The sequence below is a fragment of the Kribbella alba genome, assembly GCF_039529635.1.
Classification (GTDB): Bacteria; Actinomycetota; Actinomycetes; order Propionibacteriales; family Kribbellaceae; genus Kribbella; species Kribbella alba.
Genome location: NZ_BAAANE010000005.1, coordinates 137,145 through 160,950, shown reverse-complemented (window position 1 = coordinate 160,950; position 23,806 = coordinate 137,145). Strand labels below are relative to the sequence as shown.

The window sequence follows — 23,806 nt, the reverse complement described above, 5'->3', positions numbered from 1 at the left end:
GTCGGTCCGAAGCACCGGCATGACTTTGACGAGGCGACTTCGGGCCAGGGCCGCGCTGGGAGGTGTGCTCGCCGCGGGCGCTGGACTCGGCCTGGGTGAGCTGACCGCCGCGCTGGCCGGTGGTACGTCGCCGGTTGTCGGGGTCGGCACGCAGCTGATCGACCTGGCTCCCGGTCCCGCGAAGGACTGGGCGGTCAAGAACCTCGGTACTGCGGACAAACCGATCCTGGTCGGGGCAGTTCTCCTCGCCGTGACGGGTTTCGCCTTGCTGGCAGGGGTGATCGGGGCCTCGAAGCCGCGGGTGGCCGTAGGGATGACGATCGCGCTCGGGCTGCTCGCGATCCTCGCCGCTGCCACTGGGCGAACACTTGCGGCCAACCACTTCGTCCAGGTCCTGCCGGGGTTCGTCACGTTGCTAGTAGCAACAATCGGCATGTTCCTGGTTTTGCGTTCTCTCAACCTGAACCCCTTCGGCGGTCGCCGGGGCCGGAAGACCGCGGCCGCCGAAGGTTCCACCCGCATCGTCGGCCCGTCTCCGACCAGGCCGAACGACAGGACCGCCGACCTGGACGCCGTGACCGTTGGCTCGGGTGGCTCGGGTGGCTCGGCTGCAGCGGGTGCCGGGGGTGCTGAGTCTGGCGAGCGTGAGACGCCCGCAGGGTTTGATCGGCGCGGGTTCCTGGTCACGGCAATCGCGTTGGGGGCGGCCGGGGTAGGGGGGTTGGCGGTTTCGCGGGTGCTGCCTGGTGGGGTGGACGACGCGACCAGGGCCGCGATCAAGATTCCGGCGCCGGCGAGTCGGGCGAACGCTTTGCCTGCGGGGGTTTCCGCGGACGTGGCTGGGGTCAGCCGGTTCGTCACGCCGAACAAGTCCTTCTACCGGGTCGACACGCTGCTGACCGTTCCGAAGGTGGATCCGCGGAACTGGGAACTGCGCGTCCACGGCATGGTCGATCGCGAGCTGCGCTTCAACCTCGCCGATCTGTTGGGCCGGCGGTTGGTCGAGCGCGACATCACCCTGACCTGCGTGTCCAACGAGGTGGGCGGCCCGTATGTCGGCAACGCCCGCTGGATCGGCGTACCGATCGCGGACATCCTGCAAGAGGCCGGAGTCCGGGCCGGCGCCGATGCGGTGAAGTCGACCAGTGTCGATGGCCTCACCATCGGCACGCCGCTGAAGGCCCTGGCCGACGGGCGGGACGCGATCTTCGCGGTCGCGATGAACGGCGAACCGTTGCCGTTCGAGCACGGCTTCCCGGTGCGGATGGTGGTGCCCGGCCTGTACGGCTACGTGTCCGCGACCAAGTGGATCGTGGATTTCGAGGTGACCAGGTTCGAGGACTTCAGCGCCTACTGGACAGACCGCGGCTGGTCGGTCGAGGCGCCGATCAAGACCTCGTCCCGGATCGACGTGCCAAAGGGCTTCGCGCGGATCAAGGCAGGCCCGGCCGTTGCCGCCGGTGTCGCCTGGGCGCAGAACCGCGGCATCGCCAAGGTCGAGGTGCAGGTGGACGAAGGCCCTTGGCAGGAAGCCACTCTCGCGCTCGAGGACACCATCGACACCTGGCGGCAGTGGACATTGCGCTGGAACGCGACGCCGGGCAACCACAGACTCACCGTCCGGGCTACCGATGCCGACGGACAGGTGCAGACCACCGACCGTGCAGCCCCACGCCCGAACGGATCGAGTGGGCTGCACAACACGGTGGTGATGGTCGAGTAGCCGGCGCCCAAGGACAGCTGCGGATGACCCGCAGACGCAGTCGAACCGAAGTAAGTACCAGTACCCATCACCGACGTAGTAGAAATCCATCCGAAGGAGAAGGATCGTCATGTCCCACACCATCAAGCGGGTCGCACTCGCCGCCTCGGCCGTCTCGTTGCTCTTCGCCACTGCCGCCTGCGGAAGCAACGACGGAACAGCCAGCAGCAGCAACCCGTCCACCAGCACCTCGTCCTCGGCGCCGGCCGAGACCCCGAGCATGACGCCCCCGATGAGCAACGCGTCCGGCCTGGTCGGGCCTGGCTGCGCCGACTACGCGAAGGCCAACGCCACCGGCTCCGGCTCGATCGACAGCATGGCGGCCGCACCGGTTGCCACTGCCGCCTCCGGGAACCCGCTGCTGAAGACCCTGGTGGCCGCGGTGTCGGGCCAGCTGAACCCGAAGGTCGACCTGGTGTCGACGCTCAACGGTGGCGAGTTCACCGTGTTCGCACCGGTCGACTCGGCGTTCGCGAAGATCCCGGCCGCGACGATCAACACACTGAAGACCAACGATGCGCTGCTGAGCAAGATCCTGACCTACCACGTGGTGGCCGGGCAGCTCGATCCGACCGCGGTGGTCGGCAAGCAGACAACGGTCGAGAAGCAGCCCGTCACCGTCACCGGTTCGGGCGACAACTTGATGGTCAACAACGCCAAGGTCATCTGCGGTGGCGTCAAGACCGCCAACGCGACGGTCTACCTGATCGACACCGTCCTGATGCCGCCGGCAGCCTGATCACCTCCTGATCCTCCGACCGCAAGCCAGGCCAGGATCCTGCACGGACTGGGCGGCGCCTCTTCTGCCGGGGCGCCGCCCAGTCGCATCAACCAGTTCGTGCGGCGAGGATTGCCTGGACTGAGCGGTCGACGTCGGGCTCGGTGGTGAGGTGGTTCGAGACGGAGATGCGCATGTAGCGGCGGCCTCGCCAGGTGGTGCCGCCCATCCAGCAGACGCCGCCTTCCTGCACAGCCGCGATCACCCGGTCGGTCTCGTCGTCGCATCCGAACGCCACGAGCACCTGGTTGAGCACCACCTCGTTCCCGATCTCGCACCCCGCCTCGCCCAACTGCTGGGCGAATCTCCGCGCCAGCCGGCAGCACCGGTCGATCACCTCGGTCACACCGTCGCGACCGAGCTCCTGCAGCCCGGCCCAGACCGCCAGCCCGCGCGCCCGCCTCGAGGACTCGATCGCGTAGTCGCCCGGCTCCCGCTCTCCCGACTTCACAAGGTACGACGCGCTGTACGCGAGCGCAGCCACGTGAGCCTCGGGGTGCGCGGAGAACACGAACCCGCTGTCGTAGGGCAGGTTGAGCCACTTGTGCCCGTCGCACCCCCATGAGTCAGCGAGCTCGAGCCCGTGCACCTGGTCCCGCAGCTCCGGGCTGGTCGCCGCCCACAGTCCGAAGGCGCCGTCCACGTGCACCCACCCGCCGTACTCGTGCACGATCCGGCAAGCAGGTCCGACCGAATCCGAGGCCCCGGTGTTCACGTTGCCGGCCTGCAGGCAGACGATCAGCGGGCCTTCGTGGCCGTCCAGCCGGGCTCGCAGGTCCTGCAGATCGATCACCCCGTTCGCGTTGGTCTGTACGAGTTCCAGCGAGCTCGATCCGAACCCGAGCAGCCGCAGCGATCGGTCGATGGTGGCGTGCCGCTCGTCACCCGCGAGGATCCGGACCCGTGGTGCACCGATCAGCCCGTCCGCCTCCACATCCCAGCCGGCTAGGGCGAACACGTGGTTGCGGGCCGCCGCGAGCCCAACCGTGTTGGCCGCCTGAGCTCCGGTGACGAACCCGGCCGAGGCGGTCGGCGGCAACCGCAGGAGCTCCTTGAGCCAGTCGCCGGCAGCCTGCTCGGCGGCCGCCGCAGTGGGGGAGAGCACGCTGTTCCAGGCGTTCTGGTCCCACCCGGCAGCCAGCAGTTCGGCGGCGGTCGCGGCGGGCAGTGCACCACCCACCACGAATCCGAAGTACCGCGGCCCCGCAGTGGCGACCAGTCCGCCGTCCGCCACGCTCACGAGTTCGTCGATCACCTCGGCAGCCGGTCGCCCCGCGGCCCCGAGTGGCCGCTGGAAGTCCGCCCGAACCTCGGCCGAGCTCTTCGCCGACCGGACTGGTCGCTCGTCGAGGGATTCCCGGAAGTCCGCAGCGTGGTCGGCCGCACGCCTGAACAGATCCCGGAGCTCCGACGATGTCTGTGCCATGCCCCGACTGTGCCACGCGGCCCGCTTCGGCTACTCCAGTTGCCGGAGTTCGTCGACGAGGGCCAGCATGCGTGGCGTCAGCCGGAAATGGAGATCCTCATCGGGCTCCGAGGCCGTCGCCGGATGCCAGCCATCCTTGTCGACCAGATAGACCCAGGGGCTCAGCGGACCCGGCTCTTCCGCATGGGCATGCCCGGTCAGGTGCAGCATCATGCTCAGCGCCGTGATCACCGACAGGTCCTGGATCACGTGCACCAGCAGGAGATGACGCACCGGCAGCGCCACCAGCACGCCGTACTCTGGGTTCTCGACGTGGAGGGATTCCCGCAGGACCGTGTCGAGCACGAGCGCTCGGGAGGCGGCGAAGCTGGATCCGCTGAGGACTGCGACCCGGACGTCGCCGTACTCGGCGTAATCCACGGTGTCGGTCAGGCGCCGGAGGTTGGCCAGGCCGATGCGTTGCGCCTCGGGCCAGGTCATACCGAAGTCCGAAGGGTCCAGGTGCATCGCGACCATGCCGTTCTCGTGGGTCGCGGGCACTGACAGTAGGCCGGGAAGGAACTCCGGCGCGGAGGCAGTCCACTCCGGTGGCAGAGAACGTGCCGCCGCAAGTCGCAGGAAGAGCTCCCGCTCAGGGTCTGCCGGTGGTGGCGGCGGGCCGTGCAGGAGGCTGCTCGCCAGGTGTGCGAGGTGTTCCTCGACCAGTTGTGGCCAGCGGTGCCTGGAATGGGCCGACACGGCCCTGGCCAGATTCGTCAGCCCGACCACGATCTCTGGCCCGCTGCCAGTGAGGGCGAGCTCGGCCGGTGGGGTGACGACCATGGCGCCGGCGCCGTCATAGGTGGCTGGGAAACCCTGTGCGGCGGCGGCCGTCAGGGCGAGTCGTATCAGGTGGGCCGCCTCGGTGAAGGTCAGCGGCGAGAACAGGGGATGCCGGGAGTCCGGATCGTTGCTCAAGGCCCGTTCGGTGGGATCGTTGTGCTGGATGGTCATGCTGTCCACCTCCTCGGCAGAGAAAGTACGAGCGAACGGCCCCTCGCCCGCCAGGCAATTCCGGCCCTGTGGACAACCGCCGGATATCCTGCGTCAACCGCCGCGCTCAGTACCCACCCGACCTCCTGCTAACCGCCAGAATTTCCGATCACCCCCAGAACCTCCCGCCCGACCGACCAGAAGATCCGGTCCGACCGACAGCACACCCGCCAACCGAGTGAAGGTCACCCGACCACCAGACAGCCGTCCCCGAGGAGCACACCGCAGATGTCCGACACCCCGTCGTCGCGTCCGACCTCGGCGACCCGGGGGGAGGTCACGCCGTGAGCATCGTCGGCAGTGCCAGGCGGCATCCCTCGGCCATCTTGCTCGTCGTCCAACTGCTCGGCGTACTGGTCTACCCGGCGATGGAAGGTTCGCGCACCGGGCGTGTCGCCTTCGAGATCCTTGGCATCGTCGTGCTGGTGCTCGCGGTGTTCTCCGTCCGGTCCACGCCCGGCCTGACCTGGGTCAGTATCGGTCTGGGGGTCCCCGCTGTGGCGCTGTCGCTCGTGGACGCCTTCCGTCCGACCGACGTGATCGTTCCGATCTCGGGCGCGTTCCACGCAGCGTTCTACTTCTACGCGGCCTACAGCCTCTTGCGGTACATGCTGTCCGATCACGACGTGAGCGCGGACGAGCTGTATGCCACCGGCGCCACCTTCACCTTGGTGGCCTGGGGTTTCGCCTACTTGTTCGTCTTCGTACAGGCACTCAAGCCGCAGAGCTTCATCGCAGCGGTCAACCCGGCCATGGATCGCACCTGGATGGAGCTGCTGTTCCTCAGCTTCACGACGCTGTCGAGCACGGGCCTCAGCGACATCGTTCCCGTCACGTCCTGGGGTAGATCAGTGGTGATGCTCGAGCAACTCGCTGGCCTCGGCTACGTCGCCATGGTGGTCTCGCGCCTGGTGGGCCTTACGGTCGCCCGCCGCACATAGCCCGGCGCTCCTAGACCCGTGGCCAGGCTGCCAGCAGATCGGCAGCGGCCCGGTGAGCCACCTCGGGTGCGTGCTCCATCGCAGCCACCCGGTAGGTGACCAGCGCGCCCTCGTGGAGCAACAGTAGACGGTCAGCAAGTTCACCCGTACTGCGGAAGCCGGCCAGCTCCGCCTGCGCCACGAACTCGGCCCGCATCCACTGCTTCTGCGCAACGATCGTCGGCATCGCAGGGTGGTCCGGCGCTGCCAGTTCCACACTCGCGTTGATGAACCCGCAGCCGCGCCGCGACTCGGCCATCCAGTCGGAGAGCGCCGCGAACAGTGCCAGGATCACTTCTTCCGGCGTCTGCGGATCCCGGGCGTCCAGCTGCTCGTCGAGGAAGCGGTGCCAGCTCCGGTTCCGCTCCTCCAAGTACGCCGCGATCAGCTTGTCCTTCGAGCCGAACCGGTCGTACAACGTCTTCTTGGTCACCTCGGCGGCGTCCGCGATCGCATCGACACCCACTGTGCGGATCCCGCGCTCGTAGAACAGCGCCGAAGCCGCCGAGAGGATGCGTTCACCTGCCGGGGTCAGCCGCTTCGCCTCCAGCTCGCCGCGATCCATCAGCAGTCTCGCCTGCCGAACAACCATACTGACAGTATACCGACCGGTGTGGTTACTTGGGTCGTATGACCGCCGAAGCCTTGGAGACGACCCCAGTACGGCGTACCGGCCGGCCGAAGGCCCTTCCACTGCTCGCGGGAGCGGGATTCGTCGTCTTCTGGAGTTGCGGCTTCATCGGGGCCCGCTGGGGCACGGAGTACAGCTCGGCCTTCGATCTGCTCGCCTGGCGCTTCCTGCTCGCGGGGAGCCTCGCAGCGGCCGTTCTGGCCATTCGCAGACCGCGCATCAGCAGGGGAGACCTCGTCACCCAGGTCGCAATGGCCTTCCTCACCCAGTGTGTCTACCTCGGCTTCATCTTCAGCGGGATCGACCACGGCATCAGCGCGGGGGTCACCGCACTCATAGGTTCACTGCAGCCGATCCTGATCGCCACGGTGGCCGGGCCGCTCCTTGGGGAACATGTCAGCCTGCGCCAGTGGGTCGGCCTCGTTGTCGGGGTTGCAGGAGTCGGGCTGGTCGTCGCGGACGACGTGAACGCCGGGCACGGCTCGCCCTTGCTGTTCCTGCTGCCGTTGGCCGGCTTACTCGGTCTGGTAGCCGGCACCTGCCTCGAGAGGAAGCGCAAGCCGGCCGTCGCCCTCTTGGATGCCCTTTGCCTGCAGAGCCTCGTCTCAGGCGTGTTCTTCGTGGGCATGGCCGCGGCGACCGGACAACTGACTATCCCGCACGAGGCCGGGTTCTACGGCGCCGCGCTGTGGCTGGTCGTACTGGCCACTGGCGGCGGCTGGGGCCTCTACCTGGTCAACTTGAGGCTGTCCGGCGCGACCCGGATCAGCAGCCTCCTGTACCTGGTGCCGCCGACCACGATGGTGCTCGCGTTTCTGCTGTTCGACGAGACCATCGGCGCGCTCGCTGTGGTCGGTATGGTCGTCTGTGCCGCCTCCGTAGTCCTCTTCCGGTTCAGGGATCGCGGCCGGCCGACGTGACGGCTCGCCGAGCCAGCATGAAGGCGACGATCTGGTTACGCTGCGGCCATGGCGGAACCGCGATGGCTGGACGAGAAAGAGCAGCAGGCCTGGCGAGCGTTCATTGCCGCCCAACGCGTGGTCAACACAAGGATCGAGCAGCAGCTACAGCGCGACGCCGGCATGCCGCACACGTACTTCGAGATCCTGGTCCGGTTGTCCGACGCGGCCGACGGCCGGCTGCGGATGAGCGAGCTCGCCGTCTCCACGCTCGGCTCTCGCAGCCGTCTGTCCCACGCGGTGAACAGACTGGAGCAGGTCGGCTGGGTCCGCCGCGAGGGCATCGAGTCGGATCGCCGCGGCCAGGTCGCCATCATCACCGAGGCCGGACGGCAGAAGCTGAAGGAGACCGCAGCCGGCCATGTTGAGACCGTCCGGCAAGTGGTGTTCGACGCACTCACCGAGGAGCAGGTCGAGCAACTGCGGGACATCTGCGCGACCTTGGCCCGGCACTCCGGCGGGACCTACGACAGCGCCATCTGGGAGTCCCACTGACCCGGTCAGCAAGAATCGCCCCGATGAACATCATCGGTCGGGCCACCCCAGCAGCGGCCGTGCTCGTTGTCGCAGCCTTTGTCCTCGGAGGCTGTGCGGACAGCTCGTCGCCCACCGCCGGTCCAAGCACCGTCCCGTCGTCGTCCGTGCCGACCACGCCGACCACTGCGCCTACGCAGACGCCAAGCGACACTCCGAGTCAGACGCCGTCGAGCCCACCAGCGACGCCGCCGAGCACACCCCCGGCCAGTTGCGTGGACCGGAAGCTGCAGGAGCTGACACTGCGTGAGCAAGCAGCTCAGCTGATCATGACCGGCATCAGCGCCAACGGCATGACCTCGGCGCAACGCTCCACGGCCAGCGCCCAGAAGCCGGGCGGCCTCCTGCTGCTGGGCAGCGGCGGCAGCGCCTCACATACCCGTACTGCGATGTCGACCGCGACCGCTGTCGCCACCCTGAAGGAGATCCGTCCACTCGTTGCCGCGGACCAGGAGGGCGGCCAGATCCAGCGCCTCAAGGGCTCCGGCTTCGACCGCATCCCTGCCGCAACCGTGCAAGGCACCTGGTCCACGGCCAAGCTGACCGCAGAGGCGGCGGGCTGGGGTAACCAGCTAAAGCGGGCCGGGATCAATGTCGACCTCGCGCCGGTGGCAGACGTCGTACCGGAGTCGCAGCGCACCACGAATGAGCCGATCGGCAAGTTGGACCGCGAGTTCGGCAGTACCCCTGGCCCAGTCGGCCAGCACGTCGCCGCGTTCATCAACGGCATGGACGCGGCCGGTGTGATGACGTCGGTCAAGCACTTCCCCGGGCTCGGCCGCGTGCGCGGCAACACGGACTTCTCTTCCGGCGTGGTGGACAACGTCACGGTTCGTGGTGACGCCGACCTCGCTCCGTTCGTGGCCGGGGTCCGGGCGGGCGCCGACCTGGTGATGGTGTCGACCGTCACCTACACCAAGATCGACCCGAAGAACCGCGCGGTGTTCTCGCCCACAATGATCCGGGGCATGCTGCGCGGCGACCTCCGGTACGGCGGGGTCGTGATCACGGACGACGTCGGTGCCGCGGCCGAGGTGGCATCTGTGCCGGCAGGCGAGCGGGCGACCCGGTTCGTAGCAGCAGGCGGCGACATCGTGATCACGGCGAGGGCCTCGCTCACTGCCACGATGGTGAGCGCATTGGTCCGGGAATCCCAGCGGGACAAGGCATTCGCGGCCCTCCTGCAGAGCAGCGTGCGGCGGGTGCTCACCCTGAAGCAGAACCACGGTCTGATGAGCTGCGGATGACCACGCCGCCGCCGGACGACGAGCCGGACTACCGCTTCACCCTGGCCAACGAGCGGACGTACCTGGCCTATTTGCGGACGTCACTCGCCTGCTATGCGGGCGGTTTGTCCGCAGTACAGTTCCTTGATCTGGGCGGTGCCCGTTGGCTCGCCCGGGTCATCGGGGTCGTCCTGGTGACGGCGGGGATCGTCACCACCGCGGGCGCGTTCCGCCGCTGGCAGGTCAACCTGAGCGCGATGCGTCAGGGCGCGCGGCTACCGGTCACCCGGCTGCCTTTGATGCTGGGGGCAACCGTCGCGGTGGTCGGCCTGATCGGGCTGCTGCTCAGCCTGCTGCGATGAGCACGCCTTCTGGCCTGCAGCCGGAGCGCACGCTGCTCGCGTGGCGGCGGACCGCGCTTGGCCTGGTGGCCAACGGCGTCCTCCTGCTTGCCTCCGGTCTTGGTGGATCGGACGATCGGGGCGCCTCCGACGTCCGGCTCGGACTCGGCATCGTGGTCACCGCGCTGGCTTTGTTCTGCTGGGCGGCGGTGAGTGCCGTCTACCGAAGGGCTATGCGCTTTCCGGGTGGACTCGGGTCCGATCGGGTACTGAAGGTGGCGGCCGGATTGGTCCTGCTGGTAGGGCTGTTCGACCTCTACGCGGTGGTCACTCGCTGAAGTCTTCTCGTCACGGACCGGTTGCGCTGAGTCTATGTATTCATCATCTCGCGGTACCGTGACCAGGCGGATGCGCTGTCAACGGTCCGTTGCCCCTAGCATGTTCACGGTTTGTCCCTCGTTCACCCGGAGCTTGAAGTGCCGTTACGTCTGCGTCCGAACGACCCGACGTTCTACGACCTTTTCACCGAATCCGCCAATCATCTGGTCGACGGGTCCCGCATCATGGCCGAGTTGCTGGGCAGCCAGGCCGGATCGGGGCTGGCGGCCAGCCATCAGATCGCCAAGCAGATGAAGGACGCGGAGCACGCGGCCGACGAGACGACCCACTCGATCATCCGCCGCGTCAACTCGACCTTCGTGACGCCGTTCGACCGGGAAGACATCTACCGGCTGGCGTCCGACCTGGACGACGTGATGGATTACATGGAGGAGGCGGTCGACGCCGTTCACCTCTTCTCGCTGGCCGAGCTGCCGGCCGAGGTCGCCGAGCAGATCGAGGTGCTGCAGCGGATGGCCACGCTGACCGCCGAGACCATGCCGCGGCTGCGCACCATGAAGGACCTGGCGGAGTACTGGATCGAGATCAACCGGCTGGAGAACACCGGTGACGCGGTGCACCGGCGCATCATCGCCAAGCTGTTCAGCGGCGAGTTCGACGCGCTGACGGTGATGAAGGTGAAGACCGTGGTCGACCTGCTGGAGGCCGCCATCGACGCCTTCGAGCACGTCGCCAACACGGTCGAGCAGATCGCCGTCAAGGAGAGCTGAGCGTGGAGTTCGCGCTCGTCATCGCGGTCATCGTCATCGCGCTGGCCTTCGACTACACGAACGGCTTCCACGACGCCGCCAACGCGATCGCGACCTCGGTCTCGACCCGGGCCCTGACGCCGCGGGTCGCGCTGATCATGGCCGCGGTGATGAACTTCCTCGGCGCCTTCCTGGGCACCGAGGTCGCCGACACCGTCGGTAAGGGCATCATCACCGCTCCGGCCGGCCAACACGGCCTGGTGATCGTGATCGCCGCGCTGATCGGCGCCATCACCTGGAACCTGATCACTTGGTACTTCGGTCTGCCGAGCTCGTCGTCACACGCCCTGATCGGTGGTCTGGTCGGCGCTGGGATCGCCTCCAGCAGCGTGGTGCTCTGGAACGGCATCCTCGACAAGGTCGTCATCCCGATGGTGCTGTCGCCCGCGATCGGCTTCCTCGGCGCGTTCATCCTGATGACCGCGATCCTGTGGATCTTCCGGCGCAGCAATCCCGGCAAGGTGACCCGCGGCTTCCGGCTGGCGCAGTCGCTGTCCGCGGCGGCGATGGCACTCGGGCATGGTCTGCAGGACGCGCAGAAGACGATGGGCGTGATCTTCCTCGCTCTGCTCACCACCGGGCACGTGCAGGCCGGCCAGGGCATCCCGGCCTGGGTGAAGATCTCGGCCGCCACGGCCATCTCGCTCGGCACCTACTCGGGCGGCTGGCGGATCATGCGGACGCTGGGACGCCGGATCATCCACCTGGATCCTGCCCGTGGCTTCGCCTCCGAGGCCGTCGCGGCCACCGTGCTCTACGTAATGGCGATCGGGCTGCACGCGCCGGTCTCGACCACCCACACGATCACCTCCGCGGTGATGGGCGCCGGTGCGACCAAGCGACTGTCAGCGGTCCGCTGGGGCGTGGCGAAGGGCATCATCATCGCCTGGATCCTGACCATCCCGGCCGCCGGCTTGGTGGCCGCCCTCTGTTATGGCATCGCCCACCTGATCCTGGAGTGATCCGTACTACGGCCCGCCGCGCGCCGCCAATCGCCGCGATGTTGCGTCCGAAGGGGAGCGGGGCAGGACCCGCAGGTGTTCGGACGCAGGCGGGGGGTTTCGGCGGCGGATGCGGTCAGCGGTTCCAGCGGCGGACGGCCTTGGCGATGTCCTTGGGCCGGACCGTGCCGACGACGTCCTCCCAGTTGCGGTAGAGCGACTCGCCGAGCAGGGTAAGGCTCAGGAAGGCCTGCGGCCGGACAGCCATCACCCAGGTCGCCGCTGCCGCGTGCCCCTGCTGGAAGAGCAGGTGGTTCGCCGTGGCCCCGATCCTCGCCTTGTCCGCGCCGTACAGGTCGATGGTCGCCCAGGCCTCGACGATCGCCGGGTCCTTGGCCGTCATGCGAGCCAGATAGGTCAGCGGGCCGCGCCAAAGGCCCCGGCTGCCGATGCTGTCCAGGCTCTCCAGCGGGAACCAGCCGTTCTGGCACCGTCGGCCGTTCACAGCGGACTCCAGCTCGCGGGCCTGGTCAGGCCGCAGCGCCTCGGTGGCCCATGCGATGAAGAACCCGCCTACGTCCGGGATCTGTTCCTCGACGTGTGCCGGGATCGTCAGCGTTCCCGGCTCGAAGAGGTGCAACTCCTCGTCAGAATCAAACAAAATCTTCCCCCGACCCGGTGACAGCCGCTTGGTGCCCCCGTGCTGGAGCCGTGCGGCCTGCGTCGAGAGGGACCCCCCAGGTACCTGCCTCGACAACAACAGAGGATCTTAGTACCCCCGGGTCAGCGTCCGGTCAAGACGTTGTCCGGATTATGACTCACGGAGTTCAGTTCTTCGGGCGTTCCGCGCGGCGGCGCAGTTCCTCCTGGTCGAGGCGTTCGGCCTCCTCCGGGGTGGGCGCTCCACCCCCGTACGACGCCGGCAACCACCAGGCGCCGGGCGGCTGCTCGTGGTAGTCGCGGATGGTCGTGTCGAGCAGGCCGGACATGGTCTTGTGCAGGTGCTCCGTCGCCTCGGTCGCGTCGTCCGCACGGGTGACGGTGATCGGCTCGCCGACCGTGATGGAGACCCGCTGGTGCCGGGAGAAGTCCCGCGGGTGATCCTTGGTCATCATTCGCTGAGTGCCCCACAGGACCATCGGGATCACGGGCACGCCGGCCGCGGCCGCCATCCGGATGGTGCCGGACTTGAACTCCTTCAACTCGAACGACCGGCTGATCGTCGCCTCCGGGAAGACCCCGACGATCTCGCCCTCCTTGAGGTAGCGCAAAGCCTCCCGGTAGGAGCCGGCCCCTGCGCCCCGGTCCACCGGGATGTGGTGCATCCCGCGCATCAGCGGCCCGGAGTACCGGTTCCGGAACAGCACCTCTTTCGCCATGAACCGGACCAGTCGCTTGCTCGGTTGCGCGCCGAACCCGCCGATCACGAAGTCCACGTAGCTGATGTGGTTCAGCGCGAGCACCGCGCCACCGCTGCGCGGCACATGCTCGGTGCCGGTCAGCTGGAACTTCAGGTCGAGCACCTTGAAGGCGGTCTTGGCGAGGCCGATCACCGGCGGATACAGGATGTCGCGCATCCCCTGACGCTACCGGCTCCGGCAAGACGCCACACCGGTTCGAGCCGTGAGACTCGCCGCTCGGCTCGGGTTGGACGGGCGGGAGACTGGCTCAGGACGTGATGCGCCACACGGATCCAGTACGCAGTACGCAGCGCTTGGCTATGGTTGCTCACGACAAGTTGATACCGCGGGAGCTCGCGCTGTAGTGGGCTGAGAGGGCGGCTGGACTGCGCACCCCTGGATCCGGGAGACCGGCCAGGTCGGGCGAACCGGCGCCGCCGACCGCCGAACCTGTCCGGGTAATTCCGGCGTAGGGAGCAGCATCGTGACAACCATCGACAACAGCGCTTTGTCACAGGTCCGCCCGAGTGTCACCACCGGCCCGATCTCGGGGTCGGAGAAGATCCAGCGCGGCGAGTTGGGGGTTCCGGCCAGGCGGGTGCACCTCACGAACGGGGAGCATCTCGACCTGTACGACACCTCCGGCCCGTATACGGACGCGGCGGCGCGGATCGACGTACAGACCGGTCTGCCGGCACTGCGGCGAGACTGGATCGCCGGCCGGGAGCCGTTGACGCAGCTGGCGCACGCGCGGGCCGGCGCCATCACCGAGGAGATGCGGTACGTCGCGGTCCGGGAGGGGGTGGATCCCGAGTTCGTCCGGGCCGAGGTCGCCCGCGGCCGGGCGGTGATCCCGGTGAACCGCCGGCACCCGGAGTCCGAGCCGATGATCATCGGGAAGAAGTTCCTGGTGAAGGTGAACGCGAACATCGGCAACTCCGCCGTCAGCAGTTCGATCGAGGAGGAAGTGGAGAAGCTGGTCTGGGCCACCCGGTGGGGCGCGGACACGGTGATGGACCTGTCCACCGGCAAGAACATCCACGAGACCCGCGAGTGGATCCTGCGGAATTCGCCGGTGCCGATCGGTACGGTGCCGCTCTACCAGGCACTCGAGAAGGTGAAGGGCGACCCGACCGAGCTGTCGTGGGAGGTCTACCGCGACACCGTGATCGAGCAGTGCGAGCAGGGCGTGGACTACATGACCGTCCACGCGGGCGTGCTGCTGCGGTACGTGCCGCTGACCGCGCAGCGCATCACCGGAATCGTGTCGCGCGGTGGTTCGATCATGGCCGCCTGGTGCCTGGCGCATCACCAGGAATCCTTCCTGTACACGCATTTCGCCGAGCTCTGCGAGATCCTCCGCCAGTACGACGTGACGTTCTCCCTGGGTGACGGGCTTCGTCCCGGCTGCATCGCGGACGCGAACGACGCGGCCCAGTTCGCGGAGCTCCGGACCCTGGGCGAGCTGACCAAGATCGCCTGGGAGCACGACGTCCAGGTGATGATCGAAGGCCCCGGGCACGTTCCAATGCACAAGATCGCGGAGAACGTCCGGCTCGAGGAGGAGCTCTGCGGCGAGGCGCCGTTCTACACCTTGGGGCCGTTGGCAACGGATGTGGCGCCGGCGTACGACCACATCACCAGCGCGATCGGGGCCGCCCAGATCGGTTGGCTCGGTACGGCGATGCTGTGCTACGTCACGCCCAAGGAACACCTCGGGCTGCCGGATCGCGATGACGTGAAGACCGGGGTGATCACCTACAAGATCGCCGCCCACGCAGCGGATCTGGCGAAGGGGCACCCGGGCGCGCAGGACTGGGACGACGCATTGTCGAAGGCGCGGTTCGAGTTCCGCTGGGAGGACCAGTTCAACCTCTCCCTCGACCCTGACACGGCCCGGTCCTACCACGACGAGACGCTCCCGGCCGAGCCGGCGAAGACCGCCCACTTCTGCTCGATGTGCGGCCCCAAGTTCTGCTCGATGCGGATCACCGCCGACATCCGCAAGTACGCCGAGGAGAAGGGGCTGACCTCCACGGAAGCCATCGAGGCGGGCTTCGCCGAGATGTCCGACACCTTCAAGTCCAACGACAACAAGGTCTACCTCCCCGTCGTCGACTGACCCTTTGATGCCGCGCTTGCGTCCGAAGAACCGAAGGGCTTGCCCCACAGTCATTCGGACGCAAGCGCCGGGCGGCCCACCACCCCCGGCAGCGGCGCGCCCGCGCAGCGGCGCACCCCCGGCAGCGGCGCACCCCGGCAGCGGCGCACCCGCGCAACGGCCCACCCCGCAGCGCCGCACCCCGCAGCGCCGCACCCCGGCAGCGGCCCACCCCCGGCAGCGGCGCACCCGCGCAGCTGATGCCGCGCTTGCGTCCGAAGAACCGAAGGGCCTGCCCCACAGTCATTCGGACGCAAGCGCCGGGCGGCCCACCACCCCCGGCAGCGGCGCACCCCGCAGCGGCGCGCCCGCGCAGCGGCCCACCCCGCAGCGGCTCAGCCGCATCCCCGCCGCCGGTAACGGGTTCTTCGACCGGTACCGCCTTTACTTGGCGCTATCGGCCGAAGAACCCGCCAGCCGACCCCACCAGCGCGCAGTCCGGACCACCCGTACGGGGGGAGTGGCGGTTCAGTCGTCGACGAACGGGAATCGATTGTCGGCAACAAGACTCCACGCCGAGCGCGTCGATGGAGCTGGGACCTGGCTGGTCGGGAAGGTGTTGTTGCCTACGATGGGGTCGGCAGGTGATTCGTCATGAGGTTTGTCGTTGTGGGGGCTCTCGGCGCGGCTCTGTTGCTGCTCGGCGGTTGCGGCAACGAGTCCGATTCGCCCCCGTCCACCGGGCAGGAGAACACTGTGAGCCCTTCCGCGACACCATCTAGCGGTGGGTCGAGTACGCCGGCGCAGGGATCTGTCGAGCAGGCGAAGTCGGATCTGACCGGGCGCCTGAGGATTGGTGCCGAGCAGGTCACTGTGGTCAGCTCCGAGGAGGTGACTTGGCGGGACGCAAGCCTTGGTTGTCCGCAGCCGGGCATGCAATACGCCCAGGTCCTCACCAACGGCAGCCGGATCGTGCTAGAGGCAGACGGCAAGCGGTACGAGTACCACTCGGGTGCTGGGCGCCCGCCCTTCCTATGCACGAACCCGCAGCCGCCCCTGCGAAGCGGCGGTTGACAGCGGCGGCTGACTCACCGCCGAGCCAGAGCCGGCGGCCGGTTGACCGGCGAGCCAGAGCCGGCGTTGACCGGCGAGCCAGAGCCGGCGTTGACCGGCGAGCCGGAGCCGGAGCCGGCGGCCGGTTGACCGGCGAGCCAGAGCCGGCGGCCGGTTGACCGGCGAGCCCCGCCCGCGTCGTACCGCTTGAGACCCGAGCGAAAGCTCCCTGACTCGGAGTGAGGGTGGACGGTGAGTCGATCCGCGAGCGGGCCCGAAACCAGCGGAGAGGGCGAGATCGGCAGTCGACAACCCGATCACTTTGCGTGATCGAGGGAACCGATTCAGGTTCTGCCCTTCACCCTACGTGAATAAGGCTGTAGCCTTAATCATGCGTCGGGAAGGAGGTGCAGGGCGATGGTCTTCGTTCTAACGGTAGATCAGCGAGCCAGTCGGTCCACGCCGGATGTGGTTCCCGACCTGCTGACCTCGCTCAACCGACGGCCGCGGCGGACCGGGTTGCTGCGCAGGTTCGAGCGGACCGCGGGTGATGAAGTGCAGGGCGTGCTGTCCGAAGCACGCGCCACCATCGACGTGATCGTCGAGCTGCTCCGGGCTGACCGCTGGTACATCGGGCTCGGATTCGGTGAAGTGGACGAACCGCTGCCGCGTAGTACCAGGGCGGGCAGCGGCCCCGCGTTCGTGAACGCGCGGGAGGCCGTCAACCGCGCCAAGTCCAGCCCCCACCACGTGACCGTGATCGGGAGCAACGCGCACGCCGCCGAACAGGTGGAGACCGTGCTCTGGCTGATGGCTTCGGTACTGCGACGCAGGAGCGAGCGTGGTTGGGCCGTGGCCGACCTGCTCGCCGAGGGACTCACCCGCAGGGAGATCGGCGTGAAACTGGGAATCAGTCAGTCCGCGGTGACCCAGCGGGCCCAAGCGGCCGGGTTCACCGAAGAACAACGCGGCCGGGTGCTCGCGGCCGAGCTGCTCGACGCGGCCGAACTGCTCGAGTCGGGCGACGCTGCATGACGGCACTCGTCCTGTCGCTGATCGCGGCCGGGCTGATCCTCGCCGTACTGGCGTGGACGCTCGAGTCCGGGTCCACCCTGGAGATTGTGCTCAGTGGAGTGACGCTGGCCTGCCTGGTCGCAGTAGGCGTCATCCTCCTTGCCGGCGACGGGGTCGTCGGCTGGCGCGAGGGCTGGTGGAACGTCCTGCTGCTGTTGGCAGGCGCATTCGCGGTAGCCGGCGGCGGCCCGCTGACGACATCGGTGCTCGCGCTGGTCGACCGCGGCAACACCCGGTCCCAATCGACCCAGCAGGCCGGGGAGGTCTTGCGCGGGGGCGCCTTGATCGGAGCGCTGGAGCGTGGCGCGATCTTCGCGTCGATCGTGGCGGGCTGGCCGGAAGGGCTGGCGATCGTGCTTGCGATCAAAGGGCTGGCCCGGTACCCCGAGTTGCGGAGCCCGGACCAGCCTGCGTCGGTGACGCCTCAGGCGGTCGCCGAACGCTTCATCATCGGTACTTTCACCAGCGTCCTGTGGTCCGTGACCTGCGCCGGCGTCCTGCTGTCGCGCTAGCTCAGACCTTGATGACGTAGGTCGACATGACCTTGTCGTGCCACGTCTGCTTCTGCTCGTCCCACAACGGCCAGAGCGAGTTGAGGAAGCAGGCGCTGTCGAAGATGACGCGCAGGACCTCCCGCAGCAGGGACCTCGCGGCGCCGATCGGCTGGAAGGTGTCAGCGGCAACCAACTTGATGTGCAGCGCGCTCTTGCCGACACTCTGGCCGGTGTTGCCCTGGCGGATCACCCGGTTCCAGATCCAAAGACCGAGGCTGGCGAGGATGCCGATCAGGAAGACGATGGTCGCGCCCGCTGTCGGACGATCATCGGGATAGGCGTTCTCCGATCTCGAGATGAGGTTGGCGATGAACACCGCGTAGCCGATCCCCGCCGGCACCCAGATGATCAAACCATCGATCAGGGCGGCGCCGACGCGCGATCCCCAGCCGGCCAACTCGGCGCCACCGGGACCGTCATAGCCGTACCCGTACCCGTACGGATACGGGTACGGCTGCCCGAAACCCGGTTGCCCGTGCGGAGGCTGGCCATACGGGACCTGCCCGTACTGTGCCTGGCTGGGCTGGCCGGGCTGCGGTTGCCCATACGGCGGTTGCCCGTACGGCGGTTCGCCGTACGGGGGTTGCCCGTATGGCGGTTCGCCGTACGGGGGTTGCCGGTACGGCGGCTGGCCGTACTGCGGTTGGCCCGGGACCGGCTGGTTCGGGAAGCCTCGCTGGCCAGGTGGGTTCTCCCCGTTCGGCGGCTTACCCTGCGGTCCGGACGGCTCATCCTGCGGGTCGTCGCCCGGGGGTGGTGTCGGAGTACTCATGCTGTGTCCATTTCCACTGCAGCTGGGTCTACCTTGGTGCAATGACCCCTTCGGCCCACGCTATCCTTCTCCGCCCGAGCGGGCCGGTCGAGCCTGTGGACCGCCGGGCGCTTGGTCTGGCTGCCGCCGGGGTGGGTGGACTCGGTGTCGCTGCGGTCTACCAGCTTTCGGGTGGCCGGATCGGCATCCCCTGCGTACTGCACGCGACGACCGGGCTGAACTGTCCGCTGTGCGGGTCGACCCGGATGGCAGCGTCACTGCTGCGCGGTGATTTCGTCGCTGCCTGGAACTTCAACTGTGTAGTGCTGGTGCTCGGGCCTCTGATCGGCCTCGGTGTCGGCTATCAACTGGTTGCCTGGGCGCTGGAGTGGATCAGGCTGGTCAAACTTCCCCGGCTCCGGATAAGTCCGCGCGCCGTGAACTGGTCGGCAAAGCTGGTGGTCGCCGGTCTGCTGCTGTACGGGGTTCTGCGGAACCTCAATTGACGCTGGGCGCTGGACCTGCTCTGGGCAAAATGAACCGGAATGATCGTGGTCCGCCAGCAGCAGAGCCTGGGTTGCCTCAGACCAGACCGGCCCGGCGCCAGGCGGCCGTGACGAAGGTCGGTACCACCAGGTCCATCCGGCGGTTGAAGGCCACCTGGTTGATCAGGACGTCGAACCAGGTCGGCCGCGGCGTGCAGAGCTTGTACTGCTCCTCGCCATAGGCGAGCACTATGCCGTCGTGCTCAGTCCACATCCGGGTCACGGTCGGCATGCCGAACGTCTGTGGCCCCACACGACCGAGCATCAGCACGCGGTACTGGGTCAGAACCGCGGTGCCGTTATCGATGCTGCGCCACTGAGCCGCTGCGGCGTGGCCTTCGGAGCTTCCGAAGGCCAGCCGCACACCATCGAATCGTCGCACCTCGCAAGGCTCTATCGCGTAGCAGAGCTCACCAGGATCCAGCTGCACCGGTGGGGGAAGGGGCTGTGGCTGCAGGCCCTGGTTCAACGCATTCCACAGATTCCATGCGTCCCACCAGTCCCGCTCGTGTGGCTGCAGCACAGCGCCTCCCGTCACTCATCTCGTCCCACCGGTCGACTATCGCAGGCTGATGACCAGAGTGTTCGCTGCCTTGTCGTGCCAGCCCTGCATCCGGCCGGAGCTGTCGAACAGCGGCGACAAGTAGACCAGGATCTGGCCGACAAAGCAGATGAGCGCACCGATGATCGGCAACAGCCACCGCATGAACGACGGGCCGAAGCCTGGCACCTGGCCGTCGCCGGAGCGCACGACCTTGATGCCCATCATCATCTTGCCGAGCGTCTGACCCTTGACCGCGGTGAGGACCACCTCATAGGCGATCGTGAGCGCTACTGTGATCAGGAAAGCGGCGAAGAAGGCGCCGATGATGCCGCCCGCCGCGCCGTCGCTGACGGTTCCGTCCGCATTGGTGACCGCCGCTGAGGTGCCACCGAGGATGACTGCCCAGAGGATGTAGACGACAACGGTGAGGATGACCGAGTCGATGATCCGGGCGAGCGCCCGGGAGCCGAGCGTCGCGATCTTGACGGTCCCGACACCGGGAATCTGCACGAGCCCGCTCTGGGCCTGCGCGACTTGACCGTAGTCCGGTCCTTGTGGTCCCCCGGCAGGGCCGTAACCAGGACCGCCGTACTGGCCGGGCTGACCCGGGTAGGGCGGCATGTTGGACTGCTGAGGCTGGCCGTACTGAGGCTGGCCGTACTGACCGGGTCCGCCTGGCTGCTGTCCATACTGGCCGGGCTGCTCGCCGTACTGTCCCGGAGCGCCATACCCTGGCTGCCCGGGCGGCATCGAGCCGGGACCAGATGGGCCTTGTCCCGGACCCTGCGGACCTTGCCCGTACGACGGGGGTCCGCCGGCGTTGCCCGGCCCCTCGTTCGGGCGGTCCTCCGGTCCACTGCCCGGGGGCACGTTTTGGTCGCTCACGTTGGTCCTTTCGTCACAGTTCGACCCGGGCTCTGGTGGACCGCCGGAGCCCGGAATTTGCGTCGAACTGCCGCCGGCCCGCCCGGAGTCCCGGGTTTCCTGGGCAAAGGCTAGCGGTCAGAGGGGTTCTGCGGCGGCCTTCTGGAAGGCGAGCCGCCGATCTGTGCATGCACTGCAGCAAGTGGCAAGTGGGCCGATCGCAGGATCGACAACTGTCACCCGGCATTGGATGCCGGAGGCATCAGCCGAAGCGGCCGGTGATGTAGTCCTCGGTGGCCTTCTCGCCCGGGTTGGAGAAGATCTGCTTGGTCGGGCCCATCTCGATCAGGCGGCCGGGCTTGCCGGTCGCGGCGAGGTTGAAGAAGGCGGTCTGGTCGGAGACCCGGGCCGCCTGTTGCATGTTGTGCGTCACGATGACGACGGTGTAGCGGTCCTTCAGCTTCTCGATCAGGTCCTCGATCGCCAGCGTGGAGATCGGGTCCAGGGCCGAGCAGGGCTCGTCCATCAGGATCACCTCGGGCTCGACCGCGATCGCCCGCGCGATGCACAGCCGCTGCTGCTGGCCACCGGACAGTCCGGCGCCCGGCTTGTCGAGACGGTCCTTCACCTCGGTCCACAGGTTCGCGCCCTTGAGGGACCGCTCGACCACCTCGGTGAGCTTCTTGCGGTCCTTCACGCCGTTCAGCTTCAGCCCGGACGCGACGTTGTCGAAGATCGACATGGTCGGGAACGGGTTCGGCCGCTGGAACACCATGCCGACGACCCGGCGGACCGCGACCGGGTCGATGCCGGGCCCGTAGAGGTCCTGGTCGTCGAGCACGACCTTGCCCTCCACCCGGGCGCCGGGGATCACCTCGTGCATCCGGTTCAGGGTGCGCAGGTAGGTGGACTTGCCGCAGCCGGAGGGTCCGATGAACGCCGTGACCGAGCGGGGCTCGATCGTCATCGACACGTCCTCGACGGCCTTGAAATCGCTGTAGTAGACGTTGAGGCCGCTGACCTCGATGCGCTTCGCCATATCGACTCAGAACCTCTCGACTATTTGGACTTGACGGCGCTGAACCGCGCGATCACGCGGGCCAGGATGTTGAGCAGTAGGACCAGCAGGATCAAGGTGAGCGCTGCCGCCCACACCCGGTCCGCGGCCGGCTGCAGCGCCAGTTCGGTCCGGTCCTGGTTGATCATCGTCGGCAGCGCTCCCATGAAGCCGCTGAACGGGTTCAGATTGATGTTCTTGGAGTAGCCGACCAGGATCAACAGCGGGGCCGTTTCGCCCATCACCCGGGCCAGACCGAGCATCACGCCGGTGATGATGCCACCGAACGCGGTCGGTATGACGACCTTGAGGATGGTCTTCCACTTCGGCACCCCCAGCGCGTACGACGCTTCGCGGAGCTCGTCGGGCACCAGCTTCAGCATCTCCTCGGTGGAGCGCAGCACGACGGGAAGCATCAACAGCACCAGGGCTAGCGAGACCGCGAAGCCGACGCGGTTGAAGCCGAGCACCGTGATCCAGACGGCGTAGATGAACAGCGCGGCCACGATCGACGGGACACCGGTCAGGATGTCGATCATGAAGCTGACCACCTTCGCGGCGCGCTTGCCCTTGCCGTACTCGACCAGGTAGACAGCGCCGAGGACGGCGATCGGAACCGCGATCACCGCCGTGATCAGGGACATGATCAGCGTGCCCATGATCGCGTGGTACGCACCGCCGCCGACCCGGCGTACGGTCACACCGCGCTGCGACTGGCCCCACCAGTTCGCGTCCAGCAGCAGGTGGTAGCCCTTGCTGACCACGGTCCACAGGATCCACAGCAGCGGGATCAGCGCGACCAGGAAGCAGAGCACGATCAGCACGGTGGCGAGGGTGTTCTTGAACGCCCGGATCCCGGACTTACCGGTCAGGTCGAGCGCGCGGCCGTCGTAGGCCGGGCGGTTCGCCGCGAGGGTGGTCGTCACGGGGTAGCTCCTTCGATCTGCGCGGCCTGATCCTTGTCACCGACGCGCCGCACCTTGCGCGTGCGTTTGCCGCCAGGGGTACTGCGGGCCACGATGAGCCGCGCGGCCGAGTTGACCAGGAAGGTCACCACGAACAGCACCAGGCCGGCAGCGATGTAGGCGCCGGTCTTCTCCGGCGAGTCGAACTCCGCGGCGTTGTTGGCGATCTTCGAGGCGAAGGTCTCGCCGCCGGCGAAGATGGACGAGACCCACGGGTCGTTGCCGTTCGGCACCGACAGGATGATCAGCACGGCGACGGTCTCACCGAGCGCGCGGCCGAGGCCGAGCATCGAAGCGCTGACCACGCCGGACCGGCCGTAGGGGAGCACCGCCATCCGGATCATCTCCCAGCGGGTGGCGCCTAGCGCGAGTGCGCCCTCGCGGTGCGCGATCGGGGTCTGCGCGAAGATCTCCCGGCTGATCGCGGTGACCACCGGCAGGATCATGATCGCCAGCACCACCGAGGCGGTGAAGACGACGCCGAGGTCCGCGGTGCCCGGCTTCGCGAACAGGGGGATCCAGCCGAGCGCTGAAGCCAGGCCGTTGATCACCGGCCGCAGGATCGGCGCGAAGAAGAGGATGCCCCACAGGCCGTAGACGATCGAGGGGACTGCCGCCAGCAGGTCGATCGCGTACGAGACCGGGCGGGCCAGCCGCTTGGGTGCGTAGTAGGTGCTGAAGAGGGCGACACCGACCGCGATCGGGACCGCGATCACCATCGCGATGATCGAGCTGATCAGGGTGGTGTAGAAGAGGGCCGCGATCCCGAACTTCGGGGTGTCGCCGCCCGGCTGCCAGATCCGGGAGAAGAGGAAGCTGCTCTGGTCCTTGGCCAGCGCCGGGATCGCCAGCGCCAGCAGGAAGATGCCGACGAACGCGACGATCAGGACCACCAGACCGCCGGAGCCGCGGGCGAGCCCGGCGAACAGCCGGTCGCCCAGGTGTCCGACCGGTCCGAGATCCAGCTTCGGCCCGGGAACGCGGTCGGTCGGCCGGTCCGGCGGTGCCGTGCCGTCTGTACTACTCATGGGTGGTGCTCCAAGTGACTGGTCGAGGTGCCGGCTTCACGAGGTGGAGCCCCGGCCGCGTCCGCTGTGGGGACCGGCCGGGGCTCGCATCACTTCGTACCGCGGATGTCGC

The 23,806-nt window shown here is 67.8% G+C and carries 26 protein-coding genes; 15 read left to right on the top strand and 11 right to left on the bottom strand.

Annotation, left to right across the window (positions count from 1 at the left end; all coding sequences use genetic code 11):
- Positions 1 to 19 precede the first annotated feature (19 nt).
- Both ABD210_RS16025 and ABD210_RS16020 read left to right on the top strand, forming a co-directional pair.
- The gene (locus ABD210_RS16025; RefSeq protein ID WP_344112263.1) at positions 20 to 1,723 is read left to right on the top strand and encodes a molybdopterin-dependent oxidoreductase; all 1,704 of its coding nucleotides are present in this window, start codon (positions 20 to 22) and stop codon (positions 1,721 to 1,723) included.
- Between the two features lie 109 nt (positions 1,724 to 1,832).
- Positions 1,833 to 2,501 (top strand): fasciclin domain-containing protein, encoded by a 669-nt coding sequence (locus ABD210_RS16020; protein WP_344112261.1) that lies wholly within the window; start codon positions 1,833 to 1,835, stop codon positions 2,499 to 2,501.
- An 88-nt stretch (positions 2,502 to 2,589) separates the two neighbouring features.
- On the opposite strand, the gene ABD210_RS16015 is transcribed toward ABD210_RS16020, so the two are convergent.
- A complete protein-coding gene (locus ABD210_RS16015) occupies positions 2,590 to 3,966 on the bottom strand; it encodes a pyridoxal phosphate-dependent decarboxylase family protein (protein ID WP_344112260.1) in 1,377 nt (458 codons plus the stop codon).
- Between the two features lie 30 nt (positions 3,967 to 3,996).
- Entirely contained in the window at positions 3,997 to 4,959 is a 963-nt protein-coding gene (locus ABD210_RS16010; RefSeq protein ID WP_344112259.1) for a DUF1444 domain-containing protein, read from the bottom strand.
- A gap of 323 nt (positions 4,960 to 5,282) precedes the next feature.
- Here ABD210_RS16010 and ABD210_RS16005 point away from each other — a divergent pair, with 323 nt between their 5' ends.
- Complete coding sequence (locus ABD210_RS16005) at positions 5,283 to 5,939, top strand: potassium channel family protein (RefSeq protein WP_344112257.1); 657 nt, start codon at positions 5,283 to 5,285, stop codon at positions 5,937 to 5,939.
- Positions 5,940 to 5,949: 10 nt separating this feature from the next.
- Here the strand turns inward: ABD210_RS16005 and ABD210_RS16000 are convergent, their stop codons facing one another.
- Positions 5,950 to 6,570, bottom strand: a complete 621-nt coding sequence (locus tag ABD210_RS16000; protein WP_344112256.1) for a TetR/AcrR family transcriptional regulator — start codon at positions 6,568 to 6,570, stop codon at positions 5,950 to 5,952.
- A 38-nt stretch (positions 6,571 to 6,608) separates the two neighbouring features.
- Here ABD210_RS16000 and ABD210_RS15995 point away from each other — a divergent pair, with 38 nt between their 5' ends.
- From ABD210_RS15995 to ABD210_RS15965, 7 genes are all read left to right on the top strand, one after another.
- Positions 6,609 to 7,529, top strand: a complete 921-nt coding sequence (locus ABD210_RS15995) for a DMT family transporter (protein WP_344112255.1) — start codon at positions 6,609 to 6,611, stop codon at positions 7,527 to 7,529.
- Between the two features lie 48 nt (positions 7,530 to 7,577).
- Positions 7,578 to 8,063 carry a MarR family winged helix-turn-helix transcriptional regulator gene (locus ABD210_RS15990; RefSeq protein WP_344112254.1) on the top strand — a complete coding sequence of 162 codons (486 nt, stop codon included), beginning with the start codon at positions 7,578 to 7,580 and terminating at the stop codon, positions 8,061 to 8,063.
- A 23-nt stretch (positions 8,064 to 8,086) separates the two neighbouring features.
- On the top strand, positions 8,087 to 9,349 hold the full coding sequence (locus ABD210_RS15985) for a glycoside hydrolase family 3 N-terminal domain-containing protein (protein ID WP_344112252.1): 1,263 nt from the start codon (positions 8,087 to 8,089) through the stop codon (positions 9,347 to 9,349).
- Complete coding sequence (locus ABD210_RS15980; RefSeq protein ID WP_344112251.1) at positions 9,346 to 9,690, top strand: YidH family protein; 345 nt, start codon at positions 9,346 to 9,348, stop codon at positions 9,688 to 9,690. The genes ABD210_RS15985 and ABD210_RS15980 overlap by 4 nt, the downstream gene beginning before the upstream one ends.
- Positions 9,687 to 10,007, top strand: coding sequence for a DUF202 domain-containing protein (locus tag ABD210_RS15975; RefSeq protein WP_344112250.1), 321 nt, complete (start codon positions 9,687 to 9,689; stop codon positions 10,005 to 10,007). The genes ABD210_RS15980 and ABD210_RS15975 overlap by 4 nt, the downstream gene beginning before the upstream one ends.
- 138 nt (positions 10,008 to 10,145) lie before the next feature.
- On the top strand, positions 10,146 to 10,778 hold the full coding sequence (locus ABD210_RS15970) for a DUF47 domain-containing protein (RefSeq protein WP_344112249.1): 633 nt from the start codon (positions 10,146 to 10,148) through the stop codon (positions 10,776 to 10,778).
- A 2-nt stretch (positions 10,779 to 10,780) separates the two neighbouring features.
- Complete coding sequence (locus ABD210_RS15965; RefSeq protein WP_344112248.1) at positions 10,781 to 11,779, top strand: inorganic phosphate transporter; 999 nt, start codon at positions 10,781 to 10,783, stop codon at positions 11,777 to 11,779.
- Between the two features lie 115 nt (positions 11,780 to 11,894).
- Here ABD210_RS15965 and ABD210_RS15960 read toward each other — a convergent pair whose 3' ends face one another.
- Together ABD210_RS15960 and ABD210_RS15955 are read right to left on the bottom strand one after the other, a co-directional pair.
- Positions 11,895 to 12,419 carry a hypothetical protein gene (locus ABD210_RS15960; RefSeq protein WP_344112247.1) on the bottom strand — a complete coding sequence of 175 codons (525 nt, stop codon included), beginning with the start codon at positions 12,417 to 12,419 and terminating at the stop codon, positions 11,895 to 11,897.
- A gap of 166 nt (positions 12,420 to 12,585) precedes the next feature.
- Positions 12,586 to 13,335, bottom strand: a complete 750-nt coding sequence (locus ABD210_RS15955; RefSeq protein ID WP_344112246.1) for a lysophospholipid acyltransferase family protein — start codon at positions 13,333 to 13,335, stop codon at positions 12,586 to 12,588.
- 307 nt (positions 13,336 to 13,642) lie between these two features.
- Between ABD210_RS15955 and thiC the strand changes: the two genes are divergently transcribed.
- The 4 genes from thiC to ABD210_RS15935 all read left to right on the top strand — a co-directional run bounded on the left by thiC (position 13,643) and on the right by ABD210_RS15935 (position 17,898).
- Positions 13,643 to 15,280: a phosphomethylpyrimidine synthase ThiC gene (gene thiC, locus ABD210_RS15950; RefSeq protein ID WP_344112245.1), complete on the top strand. Its 1,638-nt coding sequence runs from the start codon at positions 13,643 to 13,645 to the stop codon at positions 15,278 to 15,280.
- Positions 15,281 to 15,913: 633 nt separating this feature from the next.
- Entirely contained in the window at positions 15,914 to 16,333 is a 420-nt protein-coding gene (locus ABD210_RS15945) for a hypothetical protein (protein ID WP_344112243.1), read from the top strand.
- A 396-nt stretch (positions 16,334 to 16,729) separates the two neighbouring features.
- Positions 16,730 to 17,347 (top strand): transposase, encoded by a 618-nt coding sequence (locus ABD210_RS15940; RefSeq protein ID WP_344112241.1) that lies wholly within the window; start codon positions 16,730 to 16,732, stop codon positions 17,345 to 17,347.
- Positions 17,344 to 17,898, top strand: a complete 555-nt coding sequence (locus ABD210_RS15935) for a hypothetical protein (RefSeq protein WP_344112240.1) — start codon at positions 17,344 to 17,346, stop codon at positions 17,896 to 17,898. Before ABD210_RS15940 ends, ABD210_RS15935 begins: the two co-directional genes overlap by 4 nt.
- Position 17,899: 1 nt before the next feature.
- Here ABD210_RS15935 and ABD210_RS15930 read toward each other — a convergent pair whose 3' ends face one another.
- Positions 17,900 to 18,712 carry an RDD family protein gene (locus ABD210_RS15930; protein WP_344112239.1) on the bottom strand — a complete coding sequence of 271 codons (813 nt, stop codon included), beginning with the start codon at positions 18,710 to 18,712 and terminating at the stop codon, positions 17,900 to 17,902.
- 41 nt (positions 18,713 to 18,753) lie between these two features.
- On the opposite strand from ABD210_RS15930, the gene ABD210_RS15925 reads away from it, so the two are divergent.
- Complete coding sequence (locus ABD210_RS15925) at positions 18,754 to 19,197, top strand: DUF2752 domain-containing protein (RefSeq protein ID WP_344112237.1); 444 nt, start codon at positions 18,754 to 18,756, stop codon at positions 19,195 to 19,197.
- 76 nt (positions 19,198 to 19,273) lie between these two features.
- On the opposite strand, the gene ABD210_RS15920 is transcribed toward ABD210_RS15925, so the two are convergent.
- The 5 genes from ABD210_RS15920 to pstC form a co-directional block, all read right to left on the bottom strand.
- Complete coding sequence (locus ABD210_RS15920; protein ID WP_344112236.1) at positions 19,274 to 19,618, bottom strand: hypothetical protein; 345 nt, start codon at positions 19,616 to 19,618, stop codon at positions 19,274 to 19,276.
- Positions 19,619 to 19,795: 177 nt separating this feature from the next.
- Positions 19,796 to 20,401 carry an RDD family protein gene (locus tag ABD210_RS15915; RefSeq protein WP_344112234.1) on the bottom strand — a complete coding sequence of 202 codons (606 nt, stop codon included), beginning with the start codon at positions 20,399 to 20,401 and terminating at the stop codon, positions 19,796 to 19,798.
- Between the two features lie 505 nt (positions 20,402 to 20,906).
- A complete protein-coding gene (pstB, locus tag ABD210_RS15910; RefSeq protein ID WP_344112232.1) occupies positions 20,907 to 21,683 on the bottom strand; it encodes a phosphate ABC transporter ATP-binding protein PstB in 777 nt (258 codons plus the stop codon).
- 20 nt (positions 21,684 to 21,703) lie between these two features.
- A complete protein-coding gene (gene pstA / locus ABD210_RS15905) occupies positions 21,704 to 22,627 on the bottom strand; it encodes a phosphate ABC transporter permease PstA (RefSeq protein ID WP_344112231.1) in 924 nt (307 codons plus the stop codon).
- On the bottom strand, positions 22,624 to 23,694 hold the full coding sequence (gene pstC / locus ABD210_RS15900; RefSeq protein WP_344112229.1) for a phosphate ABC transporter permease subunit PstC: 1,071 nt from the start codon (positions 23,692 to 23,694) through the stop codon (positions 22,624 to 22,626). Before pstC ends, pstA begins: the two co-directional genes overlap by 4 nt.
- Positions 23,695 to 23,806: the final 112 nt, after the last annotated feature.